The sequence below is a fragment of the Solibacillus sp. FSL W7-1464 genome, from assembly GCF_038004425.1.
In the GTDB taxonomy this organism is placed as follows: domain Bacteria; phylum Bacillota; class Bacilli; order Bacillales_A; family Planococcaceae; genus Solibacillus.
Window position 1 is genome coordinate 1,014,073 of the sequence record NZ_JBBORC010000001.1, and the last position, 16,445, is coordinate 1,030,517.

The following is a 16,445-nucleotide window of genomic DNA, read 5'->3' on the forward strand; positions in this document are numbered from 1 at the left end:
CATGAACTTCTCATCGTTTAATGCAATCCAAACAAATAATTCGCAGCAAATAACAGCAAATCAGCCATTAACATTAAAGCAAGATCAAGTATTGCATGGGACGATTAAACAGCTCTACCCAAATCAAATGGCGGAAGTCCAAGTAGGGAATCAAAAGTTTATGGCAAAGCTGGAAGTTCCATTAAAGCAAGGCGATGCACACTTTTTTCAAGTGACAGCGACAAATCCGCAAACAGAATTAAAAGTCGTTACTGGGCCGATGTCACCATCAATGACAGCCGGACAGCAAATATCCCAGCTGCTTGAAACGATGAATTTGCCGAAATCGAATGAAATGCAGCAAGTACTTTCGCATTTTGTGAAAGCCCAGCTTCCACTTGCGAAGGAACAGCTCCTTGCCGCGGAAAGCTTGATGAAAAACTTGCCTGCCGGAGTGGATAAAAGTAATGCTCTTCAAGCACTGCAGCGTATGGTTGAGTTGAAAATGCCTTTTACGAACACTGTATTTCAAGCATTGACTCAAGGAATCAAAACAGATGGCATGTCGGCAAATTTGGCGAATTTAGCGCAGCTCCTGGCAAATCAGCCTGGCGGAAATGAAGCGGTGAAATCATCGCTATTACAGCAAATTGACCAGCTGGCAAAGCCGTTGAACAATGAAACAGGCGGTATTCTCCTTGCACGGGCGACCCAAAATTTACTGGATAATAATGCGCCTGTGGCAACGAAACTTCAATCGCTGACGGTATTGAAGGACGCAGGAATATTACCGCAAAATGCAACATTGCAAAATTGGCAAACGGTAAACCAGCAAGGGAACCAACAGTCCATGAACCCGATACAGTCAGCTGCAGCACCGCTGTTAAAAGAAGCGGGTCCAATGCTTCAGCAGCTCGGGCAAACGAGCCCTGAACAAATAAAACCGATGCTAGAGCAAGTAAAAGCATGGGTCAATAATGAAAGCTTATTATCGCCAACGCAAAAACAGCAAGTTCAGCAGTTATTAACGCGTTTTGAACAAATTCCGGCCTCAAAGCAGGCAGTCGAAGCATTGGTAAACCAAATGCGTCAGCAACTGACAAATGCATACAGTGAAAATGTGACTACACGGCTGTTTGTGCAAAATGATCAGGGCATCTCCGCAAAGGATCAATTGCTTACATTACTGAAGCCGGATGCGAATTTACCGGTTGCAGATCAGCTCCTGCGCAATTTAGTGAAAGTGACTGCCGATAGTCCGCAGCAATTGATGCAAAGTACTCTTACGCAAGCGGAAGGCCAAGTACAGGCAGCAGTTGATAGTCGTGCGATGGAACAGGCCATCAAAACTGTTTTGAAAGGTCTCGGTGTCAGCTATGAGGCGACACTGGCAAATAAGGCTGGAGATATTCAGGCAGTCGCACAGCAAATAAAGCCTCAATTACTGGGGCTTCTTCAAGATGTCCAAACACCGGTCGCAATAAAAGATGCTGCTGAAGTGGTGATGGCCAGACTAAATGGAATGCAGCTCACTTCCGGTGAAAATGGTCATCAGCATCAGCTGGTAATGCAAGTGCCGTTGGATTTTTTCGGCAAGAAAATGGATGCCACACTGCAATGGAACGGCCGCATGAAAGAAGATGGAAAAATTGATGCCAATTTTGCGCGCATCCTATTTTATTTAAGTATGGAAACATTGCAGCAAACGGTAATTGATATGCAAGTACAAAACCGTGTTGTCACAATTAATGTATATAATGATATGCCAAATTTAGATTCGTTGGCGACTTCGCTGAAAGGAACATTAAAGGCGGGGTTGCTGGAAAAAGAATATACATTATCCGGATTGTTTATCAAACCATTTAAAGAGCAAGGAGAAAAAACTTTCACAAAACTGTCGAATCAGCCAGAAGATGAGCAAGGAGGGGTGGATTTTCGCGTATGACCGAAAAAAAATATGTGCGAAAAGAAGCGATTGCCCTTTCCTATGATCCGCAAAAAAGCAATGGTCCGACAATCGTCGCAAAAGGCAAAGGGAAAATTGCGGAAAATATATTAGAGAAAGCAGCGATGCATGAAGTACCTGTTTATGAAGACCCGAACCTGGTAGAGCTGTTAGGGCAGCTCGATTTGAACACATCAATCCCGGAAGAACTTTACCAGGCGGTTGCAGAAGTTTTTGCTTTTATATATCACTTGGACGAAAAACAGAGGTTAACATTTAAAAATAAATAATCGGTGTTTTTCAATTTTATGTAGAGAATATCTTTCCGAAAATTAGAAAATATCTATACAAAGAATATTTTGACATAAAGCAAACTAAAAACTGTTTGTGTGACAAATATAGACATTGTCTGAATAATTGTATAAAATAGATTATGTTAGTAGAATAATTTCCAAATGTCCGATGGGAGGATGTATCATGAATATCCATGAGTATCAAGGGAAAGAGATATTAAGACAATACGGTGTAGCGGTTCCAAGAGGGAGTGTCGCGTTTTCACCAGACGAAGCAGTAAAAGCAGCAAAAGAGCTAGGTTCAAACGTAACAGTAGTAAAAGCACAAATTCATGCAGGGGGCCGCGGTAAAGCGGGGGGCGTTAAAATTGCTAAAAACCTCGATGAAGTTCGCTCTTTCTCGAAAGAATTGTTAGGCAAAATTTTAGTAACTCACCAAACTGGTCCAGACGGTAAAGAAGTTAAGCGTCTTTATATAGAAGAGGGTTCGGACATTAAAAAAGAGTATTACTTAAGTTTAGTATTAGACCGTGCAACTTCTAGAGTCGTAATGATGGGTTCTGAAGAAGGCGGTATGGATATTGAAGAGGTAGCCGAGACAAATCCGGAAAAAATCTTCAAAGAAGTAATTGATCCGGTTACAGGATTAAATGCTTTCCAGGCACGACGCATGGCATTCAATATGAATATCCCTGCTAAGCTAGTAAATAAAGCAGTAGGATTAATGCTTGGTATTTACAAAGCATTCATCGACAAAGATGCATCGACAGTAGAAATCAACCCGCTAGTTGTAACAGGTGATGATCAGGTAGTGGCGCTTGATGCAAAATTCAACTTTGATGCAAACGCTTTATATCGTCACAAAGATATCGTAGAATTACGCGATTTCGATGAAGAAGATCCAAAAGAAATTGAAGCATCTAAGTATGATTTAAGTTATATTTCGCTGGACGGCAATATCGGCTGTATGGTAAATGGTGCAGGTCTTGCCATGGCGACGATGGATACGATTAGTTACTACGGCGGATCACCCGCAAACTTCCTTGATGTTGGGGGCGGTGCGACAGCTGAAAAAGTAACAGAAGCTTTTAAAATTATTTTATCAGACAAAAATGTTAAAGGAATTTTCGTTAACATTTTTGGCGGAATCATGAAGTGTGACATCATTGCAAAAGGTGTTATTACGGCTGCAAAAGAAGTTGGTTTAGCGGTTCCGTTAGTAGTGCGTTTGGAAGGGACAAACGTGGAGCTAGGTAAAAAGTTATTAAATGAATCTGGTTTAAATATTGTGGCAGCCGACTCAATGGCAGACGGCGCACAAAAAATCGTGAAATTAGTTGAAGCTGAAGGCGGGGTAATGGCATGAGTGTGTTCATTAATAGAGAGACAAAAGTAATCGTACAAGGGATTACTGGGGAAACAGCCCTTTTCCATACAAAACAAATGCTTGAATATGGAACGAAAATCGTTGCAGGGGTAACACCAGGCAAAGGTGGTCTTGAAATCGAAGGTGTGCCTGTGTTCAATACAGTACAGGAAGCAGTCGATGCAACAGGTGCAAACGTATCCGTAATTTACGTACCGGCACCTTTTGCGGCAGATGCTATTATCGAAGCAGTGGATGCAGATCTGGATATGGCGATTTGTATTACAGAACATATTCCGGTACTTGATATGGTAAAAGTAAAGCGCTATATGGAAGGCAAGAAGACACGTTTAGTTGGTCCAAACTGTCCGGGTGTCATTACTGCTGATGAATGTAAAATTGGTATTATGCCAGGCTACATTCATACGAAAGGACATGTAGGTGTAGTTTCGCGTTCTGGTACATTGACTTATGAAGCGGTACACCAACTGTCTCAGGCAGGAATCGGTCAAACAACAGCAGTAGGAATCGGGGGCGACCCGGTCAACGGGACAAACTTTATCGACTGCTTAAAAGCATTCAACGAAGACCCGGAAACTTATGCGGTTGTCATGATTGGAGAAATCGGTGGTACAGCGGAAGAAGAAGCTGCTGAATGGATTCAGGAAAACATGAACAAACCGGTAGTAGGCTTTATCGGCGGTCAAACAGCACCTCCAGGAAAGCGTATGGGTCACGCAGGTGCCATCATTTCCGGCGGTAAAGGAACAGCTGCCGAGAAAATCAAAGCAATGAATGCTGCGGGTATTGAAGTAGCTCCGACGCCTTCTGTAATCGGGGAAACACTGATTAAAGTAATCAAAGAAAAAGGCTTGTACGAAGCTTGTAAAACACATTAAAATGAAAGATGTAGCGGTCGCCTCGCTACATCTTTTTCGTATGTTCCCCTATATTAGGTTGCGTGGAGGGGTTATGGGCCCTTATCCATTGGCAATACTATGGTTTACACGATGCTTACCTCACACTTGAAAACAGCGGTCATCTGAATTTCTTCCATTAAAAGGAGTGTTGATATGACCAATCCAACAAACGAACAATTACTGAAACTGCATTATATTCTTCCTCTCTCCTGGGAAAAGGTCCGGAATTTAATGAAAATTACAGATGATTTCGACGATATACCACATATTTCGCCAAAATTTTTAGCGACTCAGCTAAATATAAATCAAGAAAAATCCTCACAGCTCATAAACCATTATAAAGAGCTCATACCAAGGTCAATGGCCATCTATTATGACCAACATAATATTAAGGCCATCTCCTATACGAATCCTTTATATCCGGAACGTTTAAAACAGCTGTACGATGCGCCTGCTGTAATCTATGCAAAAGGTGATGTTCAGTTACTGAGCAGAAAGAAAATGATTGCTGTCATCGGTTCAAGAGCAGCGACGGGCTATAGTGAGAATATATTGAAATCGATTCTCCCGCCATTGATTCGTGAGCAATTTGTCATAGTGAGCGGACTTGCGAAAGGTGCAGACCGACTTGCACATGAAGCAACTATCCGATATGGTGGAAAGACAATAGGTGTTTTAGGTCATGGCTTTTTCCATAGCTACCCACCACAAAATAAAGAGCTGAATGCATATATGGGCAAGGAACATTTACTTGTAACAGAATATCCACCCTATGTAAGTGTGCAAAAATGGCATTTTCCCGCACGAAACCGTATTATTAGCGGATTGAGTGAAGCGCTTGTCGTTACGGAAGCCGCATTGAAAAGCGGGACACTCATCACAACAGAGCTTGCTCTTGAGCAGGGAAAAGATGTTTTTGCAGTGCCGGGAAATATTTTTAGCGAGCAGTCACGAGGAACAAATAAATTAATAAAAGAAGGTGCAATTCCAGTGTGGGATGGCTTTCAAATCTTAGAGGAAATCCAGTTGTTTTCAAAATTGCGTTGAAAAAAAGTTGCAATATTAGCCAATCTGTTATACATTTTGCAACAGGAAAAGCTTTGACATACATGGATAGCTTCATGTGCGTGAATATAAGAAAAATAACTATACCTCTATAAGGAGGACAACAGATGGCAGATTATTTAGTAATTGTTGAATCACCTGCAAAGGCGAAAACAATTGAACGATATTTAGGAAAAAAATATAAAGTAAAAGCTTCGATTGGACATGTACGTGATTTACCACGTAGTCAAATGGGAATCGATACCGAAAATAACTATGATCCAAAATATATTACGATTCGCGGTAAAGGTCCGGTACTTCAGGAACTGAAAACAGCGGCAAAAAAAGTGAAAAAGATTTATCTCGCAGCCGATCCAGACCGCGAAGGGGAAGCAATTGCGTGGCATTTAGCCACTGCTTTGAACATTGATATTAATTCGGATTGCCGTGTCGTATTTAACGAGATTACGAAAGAAGCAATTTTAGAGAGCTTCAAGCACCCGCGCCCGATTAATATGGATTTAGTCGATGCACAGCAGGCGCGTCGTATTTTAGACCGTCTAGTAGGCTACAATATTAGTCCGATTCTTTGGAAAAAGGTTAAGAAGGGCTTATCGGCAGGACGTGTACAATCCGTTTCATTGCGCCTGATCATTGACCGTGAAAATGAAATTAAAAATTTCGAGCCGGAAGAATACTGGTCGATCGAAGCAAGCTTTGAAAAAAATAAAAAGCAATTCGATGCCTTATATTATGGAAACGGCAAAGAAAAAATTAAATTAACAAATGAACAGCAAGTAAAAGACATATTAAAAGGTGTAAAAGGCTCGGAATTTGAAGTAATGAATGTTGTAAAAAAAGAACGAAAACGCAATGCCTCTCCGGCCTTTACTACTTCTTCACTTCAACAGGAAGCCGCACGTAAATTAAATTTCCGTGCCAAGAAAACAATGATGCTTGCACAGCAGCTTTATGAAGGTATTGAACTCAGCAAAAAAGAAGGCGCGGTCGGATTAATCACATACATGCGTACCGATTCAACGCGTATTTCCGATACAGCAAAAACTGAGGCCAAGTCATATATCGAAACAAAATACGGCAAAGAATTCATAGCCGGGGAACAAAAACAGGTAAAAGCAAAAGCAAATGCACAAGATGCCCATGAAGCAATCCGTCCAACGAGTGCAATGCGCACACCTGAAGAGCTTAAAGCTATTTTAAGCCGTGACCAGCTGCGATTGTACCGTCTGATTTGGGAGCGCTTTATCGCAAGTCAAATGGCGCCAGCCGTACTTGATACCGTGACAGTTGATTTGCAAAACAATGATGTACTGTTCCGCGCGAACGGATCTCAGGTGAAATTTGCCGGATTTATGAAGCTTTATATTGAAGGTACAGACGATCAGGAAGAAGAAACAAATAAGCTTTTACCTGAAATGGAAATCGGCGATAAAGTAAAATCGCTTGAAATTGAACCGAAGCAGCACTTCACTCAGCCACCTCCACGCTATTCAGAGGCGCGTCTAGTAAAGACATTGGAAGAGCTAGGTATAGGCCGTCCATCGACATATGCTCCAACACTGGATACTATCCAAAAGCGCGGTTATGTGCAGCTTGATGCGAAGCGCTTTGTGCCGACTGAACTTGGAGAGATCGTTCATCAGGCAACATTGGAATTTTTCCCGGAAATCATCAACATCGAATTTACTGCACAGATGGAGCAGAATCTGGATGAAGTCGAAGAGGGCATTACACAGTGGGTAAATGTTATCGATCAATTTTACAAAGATTTTGAACCTCGGGTAAAACATGCGGATGAAGTGATGGAAAAAATTGAAATCAAAGACGAGCCTGCAGGTGAAGACTGCGAAAAATGCGGCGCGCCAATGGTATTCAAGCTTGGACGTTACGGGAAATTTATGGCTTGCTCAAACTTCCCGGATTGCCGCAATACAAAAGCAATCGTGAAACCGATCGATGTGAAATGCCCTTCATGTGAGACAGGTGAAATTGTCGAGCGTAAATCCAAAACTAAGCGTATTTTTTACGGATGCAACCAGTATCCGGAATGTGACTTCGTATCATGGGATAAGCCGATTAGTAGACCTTGTCCGAAATGTAGTGCATTATTAGTAGAGAAGAAATTGAAAAAAGGTGTTCAGATTCAGTGTACAAACAATGAATGTGATTATGAAGAAGCACCGTCACAATAAAATGAAGAGGTAACAAAAATGACACAACAAGTAGTAAATGTAATTGGTGCAGGTTTAGCCGGTTCAGAAGCAGCTTGGCAAATTGCAAAACGAGGTGTGAAGGTACGTTTATATGAAATGCGTCCAGTAAAACAAACACCGGCACATCATACAGATAAATTCGCTGAGCTAGTATGCTCAAACTCTTTACGTGCGAACGGGCTGACAAATGCTGTTGGTGTAATTAAAGAGGAAATGCGTAAATTGGATTCTGTCATTATTGCAGCGGCGGACAATAGTTCTGTACCTGCAGGTGGCGCTTTAGCGGTAGACCGTCATGAATTTGCGGGAATCGTAACAGAAAAAGTGAAGAACCACCCGTTAATCGAAGTAATCAACGAAGAGGTAACTGAAATTCCGGAAGGGATTACAGTGATCGCAACAGGCCCATTAACTTCTGAAGCATTGGCAAAACAAATTCAGGGGCTTACAGGTGAAGATTATTTGTATTTCTATGATGCGGCAGCACCGATCATCGAAAAAGATTCGATCGATATGGATAAAGTATACTTGAAATCACGCTATGACAAAGGTGAAGCGGCATACTTGAACTGTCCGATGACAAAAGAAGAATTCAATGCTTTCCGTGAAGCACTAATTACAGCGGAATGCGCACCTCTAAAAGAATTCGAAAAAGAAAAGTATTTCGAAGGATGTATGCCGATTGAAGTAATGGCAGCACGCGGCGAAAAAACGATGACATTCGGACCGATGAAACCGGTTGGTCTGGAAGATCCGAAAACGGATAAGCGTCCATATGCTGTTGTTCAATTACGACAGGATGATGCAGCTGGGACACTTTATAATCTAGTAGGTTTCCAAACACATTTAAAATGGCCGGAACAAAAACGTGTCTTCTCGATGATTCCTGGATTAGAAAACTTGGAAATTGTGCGATACGGCGTAATGCACCGTAATACGTTCATCAATTCTCCAAAAGTGCTGACACAGACATATCAGTTGAAAGCACGTCCAAATCTTTTCTTCGCAGGTCAAATGACTGGTGTAGAAGGCTATGTAGAATCTGCCGGCAGTGGTCTGATTGCAGGGATTAATGCAGCACGTATGGCTTTAGGCCAAGAGTTGCTTTACTTCCCGCATGAAACAGCCTTAGGTGCAATGGCGAGGTATATTACACATACAGATGCGAAAAACTTCCAGCCGATGAACGTGAACTTCGGGATTTTCCCGGAACTTGGAGAACGCATTAAATCAAAGCCGGAACGTGCAGAGCGACATGCTAACCGGGCATTGGAATCAATTCAGAATTTTATTAATAATCAGGCAATTTAATTGCGAAAAGCCCTTAAAGACTGTTATACTTTAGGGGCTTTTAATTTTGTGTTAATTATTTGGCAAATGGTTATGAAAAGAAGTATTACTTGACACGATTTTGCGAAATTTGTCGAATAATACAAAGAAGTTGAATAACTCCAGCAAATTTTACTTGAAAAGTAATCATAATAGGTATAGTGTCAATATGTGTGTTTTTTTAGTAGGAAAATAAACATATTTATTCATACAACATCATTTCTCTTTTGTAATAACAGGGGGTATACACGATGGATGAAAATTTGCAAAGCCAGCTTGATCAATTTATTCGCTACGTGCAACTAGAAAAAAACTTTTCCCTACATACTGTTCGCGAATATACTTCTGATTTAGAAGAATTTTTTGCATTTTTGCATGCTGAAGGTATACAAAAAATTACAGAAGTTGAGTATATCCATGCACGTCTATATGTAACAAAGCTTTATGATGAACAAAAAGCAAGAACTTCAATTTCCAGGAAAATCTCATCGATCCGTTCTTTTTTCCGATTTTTAAATCGAGAACAGAATATTGATGATGCTCCGTTTCGTTCACTTTATCATCCGAAAAAGGAAGAGCGATTACCGAGCTTTTTTTATGAGGAAGAACTGAAGGAATTATTCGAGAAAAATGAAGGCGATGAGCCAATCCAGATTCGTAATATGGCGCTGTTGGAACTTCTCTATGCAACGGGAATGCGTGTAAGCGAGTGTGTCAGTTTGGAACTGACAGACATCGATTTTCATTACAATATCGTCCGTGTAATGGGAAAGGGCCGGAAAGAGCGAATTATTCCGTTCGGTCAATATGCGCATGATGCACTGATGCGGTATATAAATCAAGTACGTCCAACGTTAATGAAGAAGGAAAATCATCAGAAAGTTTTTGTCAATATGCGCGGTGGCGAACTTACTACCCGTGGTGTGCGTTATATATTAAGTGAGATGATAGACAATGCCAGTATGCATACGAAAATTTATCCACATATGTTGCGACACACATTTGCTACGCATTTATTGAATAATGGGGCAGATATGCGTACAGTCCAGGAGCTGCTTGGGCACGCCAATTTATCTTCAACTCAAATTTATACTCATGTAACGAAGGAAGCTTTAAGAAAGACATATATGAATAGTCATCCGAGAGCATAGTTAAGGAGGAAATAAAGAATGGGTCAAATTCATGCGACAACGATTTTCGCTATCCACCATAATGGTGAATGTGCAATGGCCGGGGATGGTCAGGTAACATTGGGAAATGCAGTTGTAATGAAGCATACGGCACGTAAGGTCAGACGTCTGTTTAATGGGAAAGTCTTGGCAGGTTTCGCAGGTTCTGTTGCGGACGCTTTTACATTATTCGAAATGTTTGAGGCAAAACTGAATGAATATAATGGTAACCTGCAAAGAGCTGCAGTAGAAGTAGCAAAGCAATGGCGGGGAGATAAAATGCTCCGTCAATTGGAAGCGATGCTGCTTGTAATGGATAAATCAACATTGCTCCTTGTTTCAGGTACTGGTGAAGTAATTGAGCCGGACGATGGCATTTTAGCAATTGGCTCAGGTGGAAACTATGCTTTATCAGCCGGAAGAGCATTAAAAAAACATGCGGGCGAGCATTTATCGGCAAAAGAAATTGCAGAGGCTGCGCTGACGACTGCTGCGGATATTTGTGTTTTTACAAACCATAATATTATCTTGGAGGTATTATAATGACTGCGATCAATTTAACACCAAGACAAATTACGGAACAATTAAACCGGCATATAGTAGGCCAGGAAGCAGCGAAACGTGCAGTTGCGGTTGCATTGCGTAACCGGTACCGCCGTTCTTTATTAAGTGATGAGTTAAAAACAGAAGTAATTCCGAAAAACATTTTAATGATTGGACCTACCGGGGTAGGTAAAACAGAAATTGCACGCAGAATCGCTAAACTGACGAATGCGCCTTTTATTAAAGTGGAGGCGACAAAGTTCACGGAAGTTGGTTATGTTGGGCGTGATGTCGAATCAATGGTACGTGATTTGGTAGAAGCTTCACGCCGACTTGTAAAGGACGAAATGGTCGAACGAGTCAAAGATCAGGCGGAGCGCAATGCGAATGATGTACTTGTAAAATTGCTGGTACCTTCTAAAGTGAAAGAGAAGCTGACGCAAAATCCGTTTGAAATGTTATTCGGTCAAAAAGAGTCATCTGAAGAAGAAACAGCAAACCAGGATGAACCGGAAATTCGTTCACGCCGTGCACAAATTGCCCAGGATTTAAAAGACGGAAAATTGGAAGAGCAATGGGTAACAATAGAAGTAACGGAAAATGCCCCATCTCTTTTTGATGCAATGCCTGGCATGAATATGGATAATGCAAACGGAATGCAGGATATGCTGTCGAACTTAATGCCGAAAAAGACAAAAAAACGTAAAGTCCAAGTAAAGGATGCCCGTCGTCTATTAACACAAGAAGAGGCGAATAAGCTGATTGATACGGATGCGTTGTCAAGTGAAGCAATTCATCGTGCAGAACAGGCCGGCATTATTTTTATTGATGAAATCGATAAAATTGCGAGCAAAGGTTCATCATCTGCGGAAGTATCCCGCGAAGGTGTTCAGCGTGACATATTACCGATTGTGGAAGGGTCCACAGTTACGACAAAATACGGCACTGTAAAGACGGATTATATGCTCTTTATTGCAGCAGGTGCTTTCCATATATCAAAACCGAGCGATCTTATTCCTGAATTGCAAGGACGATTCCCGATTCGTGTAGAACTTGAAAAATTAACGAAAGATGATTTTGTTCGTATTTTAAAAGAACCGGATCAATCGTTAATATTACAATATAAAGCATTGCTTGAAACAGAAGGTGTTACGCTGAACTTTACGGATGAAGCAATTGAACGCATTGCGGAAATTGCAACAGAAGTGAACCAGGAGACGGATAACATCGGTGCACGCCGACTGCACACAATTTTAGAACGTCTGCTTGAGGAACTATCCTATGAAGCTTCGGAAATTGCTCCGGCACATATCGATATTACACCGAATTATGTCGATCAAAAATTGGCGAATATAGTAAAAAATAAAGATTTATCGCAATTTATTCTTTAAGTATAAGTTGAATTAGTATCTTTAAATTGTAAAAACCTTTAGAATATTAAGTGAATTAAAACGTTCCGTAGGAGGAAACAGAAATGAATTTATTAACAAAAACACGAAAAATCAATGCAATGTTACAAGCATCTGCTGGTAAACCAGTTAACTTTAAAGAGATGGCAAATACTTTAGGCGATATTATCGAAAGTAATGTATTTATCGTAAGCCGTAAAGGAAAATTGCTTGGCATTTCAATTCATCAGCAAATCGAGAATGAGCGTATTAAAAAAATGTTCGAAGAGCGCCAATTCCCTGAAGAATATACGCAAAACTTATTCAATATTACAGAAACTTCTTCAAACTTAGATATTAACAATGAGCACACTGCATTCCCAATCGAAAATAAAGATCTATTTGCATCTGGTTTAACGACAATTGTGCCAATTATCGGTGGTGGTGAACGTTTAGGTACTTTGATGCTGGCGCGTATCAGCGATCAGTTTGAAGATGATGATCTTATTTTGGCTGAGTACGGTGCAACAGTAGTAGGTATGGAAATTTTACGTGAAAAATCTGAAGAGATTGAAGAAGAAGCACGCTCTAAAGCGGTAGTACAAATGGCGATCAATTCATTATCTTATTCGGAGCTTGAAGCAATCGAGCATATTTTTGAAGAATTAGATGGTAATGAAGGTTTACTAGTTGCTTCGAAAATTGCGGACCGTGTTGGTATTACACGTTCGGTAATCGTAAACGCATTACGTAAACTGGAATCAGCTGGTGTTATTGAGTCACGTTCATTAGGCATGAAAGGAACTTATATTAAAGTATTAAACGACAAGTTCCTGAATGCATTAGCAGAAATTAAAATGAAATAAGAAATTATCAGACGCAGCAAGGAGATTTTTTCCTTGTTGTGTTTTTTTTTATAAAGAAAAATGAAGAATATTGTCGAATAAAATTACAATAAACGAGAAATTTTATTGATTTGGAATTTAATTTAGGTACAAAGTCTATGCTTAAAAAAATAAATAAATATCATTTATACCTAAATGATGATAAAATTTATAAGACAAATGATTTGTTACAAATTTATGAAATGTATGTATATAAATACTAATGCAAAGGGATTTAATGTATGATGTTTAAGGAAATAAATAGTATATCTTCGTCTATATTCTCGATAATTTTTTTATTGCAGTTTCGATAAATTCAATTATTTAGTTAAGTGAAAATATATTGCTAGAAACATTTGGTTTGAAATATAGTAAACTGGTATTTTTTACATATGAAAACGGTTCTTTTGGACTATTCGAAAGGGTCTAAAGTCGATAGACACTCAGGTCTAATCTAATTACAATAGTAATATTGAGTTTCTGTACGCAAATTTTAGAAAAATATGAATGAGGTGAGAGAATTGGATTTATTTGGCGGGACAATAAGCAGCCTTGAAAAGGGGCTTTCCTACGCTACGTTGAAAAATAAAACAATTGCGCAAAATATAGCGAATGTTGACACACCGAACTATAAAACAAAAGAAGTAAGTTTCAAAGATGTTTTAAATGATGCTAAGCAATTAACGATTTCTGCAAATCGCACAGATGCGAGGCATTATGATTTTAAAATTAATATTGGCAACAACGGTGTTTATTCAAATGAAAACTTCCGCAGCAGAGCAAATGGGAATGCTGTAAATATGGATGCGGAACAAGCGAAATTGGCTGAAAATACAATTTACTATAATGCGCTAATAGATCGTGTCAGCAGTAAATTTTCAACATTGAATAATGTTGTTAAAGGAGGAAGATAGCGATGTCGATTTTTCATAGCATGAATACGACAGCTTCTGCATTAACCTCGCAGCGATTACGAATGGATGTCATTTCCTCCAATATTGCCAATGTCGATACAACGCGAGCAAAGCAGGTAAATGGAGAATGGGAGCCATACCGTAAAAAATCAGTCACATTAAAAGAGCAGCAAGGACAATTTTCCAGCTTTTTAAATATGGCAATCGGAAAAACGGTGAAAAGCGGTGTTGGTGCCGGTGTTAAAGTTAGTTCAATTAAAGAAGATACGGAAACACCTTTTAAATTAGCCTATGATCCATCACATCCTGATGCGAATGCGGAAGGCTATGTGCAAATGTCGAATGTTGATGTATTAAAGGAAATGGTTGATCTGATTTCGGCGAGCCGCTCTTATGAAGCGAATGTCACTGCTTTTAATGCAAACAAGAACATGCTGACAAAAGCATTAGAAATCGGGAAAGGATGATATAAATGGCGATAAACCCAATAACGTTCATGTCTCCCGCACAACCAATGAATGAAATAAATGTTCAGAATCAACTGACTCCTGCAAATGCCCAACAGCAATTTGCAGACACATTAAAAGAAGCGATTGCAAGTGTCAATGAACATCAAAAAACATCAGATACAATGACACAAAAATTAATTAACGGTGGAGATGTTGATTTATTTGAAGTAATGATTGCTGCACAAAAAGCAAGTGTTACTTTAAACACAACAATTGAAGTTCGTAATAAAGCTGTGGAAGCTTATCAAGAAATTATGCGTATGAGTGTGTAATGATTTGGAAAACGACTGACAAATTGTTGGGCATTCACTTTAAGCGGAGGATTCATAATGAATGAACGACTTACAAAAATTAAAAGCGACTCGACCGGTTTCTGGAAAAGTCGCACTAAAAACCAAAAAGGGGCATTACTCGGGGCGTTTGTTGCTGTTGTTGCAGTTGCAGCAATAATCACATATTTCTCAACCCGTACGACAATGGCCCCTTTATTTCCGGAGATGTCTCAAGCTGAAGTCGGAAGAATTACGGAAGTACTTACTTCTCAAGGTGTAACGTATGAAGTAACAAATGGCGGAACGGTAATTTTAGTTCCGGAAAATCAAGTGCAGGATTTACAAGTGTCTTTAGCAGCCCAGGGTTATCCTGATTCTGGGGAAATTGACACGTCTTTTTTTACATCTAACGCAGGCTTTGGTATGACAGATAATGAATTTAACGTAATTAAACAAGCGACAATCGAAACAGATCTAGCGAATTTAGTTCGGAAATTCGAAGGAGTCAAAGATGCAAGTGTGATGATTTCTTTACCTGAAGAAGGTGTGTTTCTAAAAGATGCCAAAGGTGAAGCTAAGGCAGCCATAGTATTGAATACAGCACCTGGACACAAATTCTCGGACGATCAGATTAAAGGATTATTTAATTTAGTATCGATGAGCATTCCGAATTTACCTAAAGAAAATATTACAATCATGAACCAGTATTCTGAATACTATGATCTGGCTTCAGCCGAAAGCGGTGGCGGCGGAATCGATTCAGTTACCGGACAAATGGAAGTGAAGAAAACGATTGAGCGTGACTTGCAGCGCCAAGTGCAGCAAATGCTCGGTACGTTGATCGGTCCGGATAAAGTTGTAGTAAATGTATCGGCTGATATTGACTTTAAAAAAGAAAATCGTGAAGAAAACTTAATCCGACCTGTTGATGAGGAAAATATGGCAGGTATTGAAATAAGTGCCCAACGTATTACGGAAACATACTCGGGCGGTACTGCAGGAGCGGCAGAAGGTACTACTGAAGCCGGAAGTGTAACAGATAACTTTGTAGATTACGTGGAAGGAACAAACGGTGACGGAGATTATGAACGTGTAGAAGAGACGATCAACAATGATGTGAACCGAATTCGCCGTGAAATACAGGAAAGTCCTTACAAAATTCGTAATTTGGGTATTCAAGTAATGGTAGATCCTCCAAGTACAGAAGAGGGATTTGACCAAGGTGTTCGTACAGACATTGAACAAATTTTATCGACAATTGTCCGTACATCGATTGATCAAGAAGCTGCCGGTAACCTGACAGACGAAGATATTGCGAACCGCATTGTCGTGTCTGTGCAACAATTCCAAGGAAATGATGCAGCGGAAGATCAGCCGCAATCGGTTATTCCATGGTGGGTATGGGTAATTGGCGGTATATTAGTTGTTGCGATTATATTACTTGTTGTTAGCATGTTGCGTGCACGCCGTCGCAAGCAAGATGAAGAAGAACAGGAAATTTTAGAACAGCAACAGCAGTTAATTGAAATAGAAGATATTTCCGAAGAAAAAGAAACTGAAGCGACTGTACGCCGTAAGCAATTAGAAAAAATGGCTAAAGATAAGCCGGAAGATTTTGCGAAATTATTGCGTAGCTGGATTGCTGAAGACTAATAG

15 protein-coding genes are annotated in these 16,445 nt (G+C 40.0%); all 15 read left to right on the top strand.

The window, feature by feature from the left end; genetic code table 11:
* The first annotated feature begins 1 nt into the window (after position 1).
* The 15 genes from MKZ25_RS04805 to fliF all read left to right on the top strand — a co-directional run bounded on the left by MKZ25_RS04805 (position 2) and on the right by fliF (position 16,442).
* Positions 2 to 1,924: a hypothetical protein gene (locus MKZ25_RS04805; protein WP_340800433.1), complete on the top strand. Its 1,923-nt coding sequence runs from the start codon at positions 2 to 4 to the stop codon at positions 1,922 to 1,924.
* Positions 1,921 to 2,214: an EscU/YscU/HrcU family type III secretion system export apparatus switch protein gene (locus MKZ25_RS04810; protein ID WP_340800434.1), complete on the top strand. Its 294-nt coding sequence runs from the start codon at positions 1,921 to 1,923 to the stop codon at positions 2,212 to 2,214. The genes MKZ25_RS04805 and MKZ25_RS04810 overlap by 4 nt, the downstream gene beginning before the upstream one ends.
* A 187-nt stretch (positions 2,215 to 2,401) precedes the next feature.
* Entirely contained in the window at positions 2,402 to 3,583 is a 1,182-nt protein-coding gene (gene sucC / locus MKZ25_RS04815; protein ID WP_340717621.1) for an ADP-forming succinate--CoA ligase subunit beta, read from the top strand.
* Positions 3,580 to 4,482: a succinate--CoA ligase subunit alpha gene (sucD, locus tag MKZ25_RS04820; RefSeq protein ID WP_340800436.1), complete on the top strand. Its 903-nt coding sequence runs from the start codon at positions 3,580 to 3,582 to the stop codon at positions 4,480 to 4,482. Before sucC ends, sucD begins: the two co-directional genes overlap by 4 nt.
* A 174-nt stretch (positions 4,483 to 4,656) precedes the next feature.
* On the top strand, positions 4,657 to 5,550 hold the full coding sequence (dprA, locus tag MKZ25_RS04825; protein WP_340800437.1) for a DNA-processing protein DprA: 894 nt from the start codon (positions 4,657 to 4,659) through the stop codon (positions 5,548 to 5,550).
* Positions 5,551 to 5,675: 125 nt separating this feature from the next.
* The gene (topA, locus tag MKZ25_RS04830; protein WP_340800438.1) at positions 5,676 to 7,760 is read left to right on the top strand and encodes a type I DNA topoisomerase; all 2,085 of its coding nucleotides are present in this window, start codon (positions 5,676 to 5,678) and stop codon (positions 7,758 to 7,760) included.
* An 18-nt stretch (positions 7,761 to 7,778) separates the two neighbouring features.
* A complete protein-coding gene (trmFO, locus tag MKZ25_RS04835) occupies positions 7,779 to 9,092 on the top strand; it encodes an FADH(2)-oxidizing methylenetetrahydrofolate--tRNA-(uracil(54)-C(5))-methyltransferase TrmFO (RefSeq protein WP_340800439.1) in 1,314 nt (437 codons plus the stop codon).
* 269 nt (positions 9,093 to 9,361) lie between these two features.
* Positions 9,362 to 10,261: a tyrosine recombinase XerC gene (xerC, locus tag MKZ25_RS04840; protein ID WP_340800440.1), complete on the top strand. Its 900-nt coding sequence runs from the start codon at positions 9,362 to 9,364 to the stop codon at positions 10,259 to 10,261.
* Between the two features lie 18 nt (positions 10,262 to 10,279).
* Positions 10,280 to 10,822 carry an ATP-dependent protease subunit HslV gene (gene hslV / locus MKZ25_RS04845; RefSeq protein WP_340800441.1) on the top strand — a complete coding sequence of 181 codons (543 nt, stop codon included), beginning with the start codon at positions 10,280 to 10,282 and terminating at the stop codon, positions 10,820 to 10,822.
* A complete protein-coding gene (hslU, locus tag MKZ25_RS04850) occupies positions 10,822 to 12,213 on the top strand; it encodes an ATP-dependent protease ATPase subunit HslU (RefSeq protein ID WP_340800442.1) in 1,392 nt (463 codons plus the stop codon). Before hslV ends, hslU begins: the two co-directional genes overlap by 1 nt.
* Before the next feature lie 83 nt (positions 12,214 to 12,296).
* Positions 12,297 to 13,076 carry a GTP-sensing pleiotropic transcriptional regulator CodY gene (codY, locus tag MKZ25_RS04855; protein ID WP_340800443.1) on the top strand — a complete coding sequence of 260 codons (780 nt, stop codon included), beginning with the start codon at positions 12,297 to 12,299 and terminating at the stop codon, positions 13,074 to 13,076.
* Positions 13,077 to 13,615: 539 nt separating this feature from the next.
* On the top strand, positions 13,616 to 14,008 hold the full coding sequence (flgB, locus tag MKZ25_RS04860) for a flagellar basal body rod protein FlgB (RefSeq protein WP_340800444.1): 393 nt from the start codon (positions 13,616 to 13,618) through the stop codon (positions 14,006 to 14,008).
* Positions 14,009 to 14,010: 2 nt separating this feature from the next.
* On the top strand, positions 14,011 to 14,475 hold the full coding sequence (gene flgC / locus MKZ25_RS04865; RefSeq protein WP_340800445.1) for a flagellar basal body rod protein FlgC: 465 nt from the start codon (positions 14,011 to 14,013) through the stop codon (positions 14,473 to 14,475).
* A 5-nt stretch (positions 14,476 to 14,480) separates the two neighbouring features.
* Positions 14,481 to 14,789 carry a flagellar hook-basal body complex protein FliE gene (gene fliE / locus MKZ25_RS04870; protein ID WP_340800447.1) on the top strand — a complete coding sequence of 103 codons (309 nt, stop codon included), beginning with the start codon at positions 14,481 to 14,483 and terminating at the stop codon, positions 14,787 to 14,789.
* Positions 14,790 to 14,846: 57 nt separating this feature from the next.
* Entirely contained in the window at positions 14,847 to 16,442 is a 1,596-nt protein-coding gene (fliF, locus tag MKZ25_RS04875; protein WP_340800449.1) for a flagellar basal-body MS-ring/collar protein FliF, read from the top strand.
* Positions 16,443 to 16,445: the final 3 nt, after the last annotated feature.

What these genes read in the sequence shown, in the direction of transcription:
- trmFO (WP_340800439.1), top strand. Translation starts at nt 7,779, where the DNA reads ATGACACAACAAGTAGTAAATGTAATTGGTGCAGGTTTAGCCGGTTCA.
- flgC (WP_340800445.1), top strand. Translation starts at nt 14,011, where the DNA reads ATGTCGATTTTTCATAGCATGAATACGACAGCTTCTGCATTAACCTCG.
- fliE (WP_340800447.1), top strand. Translation starts at nt 14,481, where the DNA reads ATGGCGATAAACCCAATAACGTTCATGTCTCCCGCACAACCAATGAAT.
- MKZ25_RS04805 (WP_340800433.1), top strand. Translation starts at nt 2, where the DNA reads ATGAACTTCTCATCGTTTAATGCAATCCAAACAAATAATTCGCAGCAA.
- sucC (WP_340717621.1), top strand. Translation starts at nt 2,402, where the DNA reads ATGAATATCCATGAGTATCAAGGGAAAGAGATATTAAGACAATACGGT.
- codY (WP_340800443.1), top strand. Translation starts at nt 12,297, where the DNA reads ATGAATTTATTAACAAAAACACGAAAAATCAATGCAATGTTACAAGCA.
- fliF (WP_340800449.1), top strand. Translation starts at nt 14,847, where the DNA reads ATGAATGAACGACTTACAAAAATTAAAAGCGACTCGACCGGTTTCTGG.
- MKZ25_RS04810 (WP_340800434.1), top strand. Translation starts at nt 1,921, where the DNA reads ATGACCGAAAAAAAATATGTGCGAAAAGAAGCGATTGCCCTTTCCTAT.
- dprA (WP_340800437.1), top strand. Translation starts at nt 4,657, where the DNA reads ATGACCAATCCAACAAACGAACAATTACTGAAACTGCATTATATTCTT.
- hslV (WP_340800441.1), top strand. Translation starts at nt 10,280, where the DNA reads ATGGGTCAAATTCATGCGACAACGATTTTCGCTATCCACCATAATGGT.
- topA (WP_340800438.1), top strand. Translation starts at nt 5,676, where the DNA reads ATGGCAGATTATTTAGTAATTGTTGAATCACCTGCAAAGGCGAAAACA.
- sucD (WP_340800436.1), top strand. Translation starts at nt 3,580, where the DNA reads ATGAGTGTGTTCATTAATAGAGAGACAAAAGTAATCGTACAAGGGATT.
- xerC (WP_340800440.1), top strand. Translation starts at nt 9,362, where the DNA reads ATGGATGAAAATTTGCAAAGCCAGCTTGATCAATTTATTCGCTACGTG.
- hslU (WP_340800442.1), top strand. Translation starts at nt 10,822, where the DNA reads ATGACTGCGATCAATTTAACACCAAGACAAATTACGGAACAATTAAAC.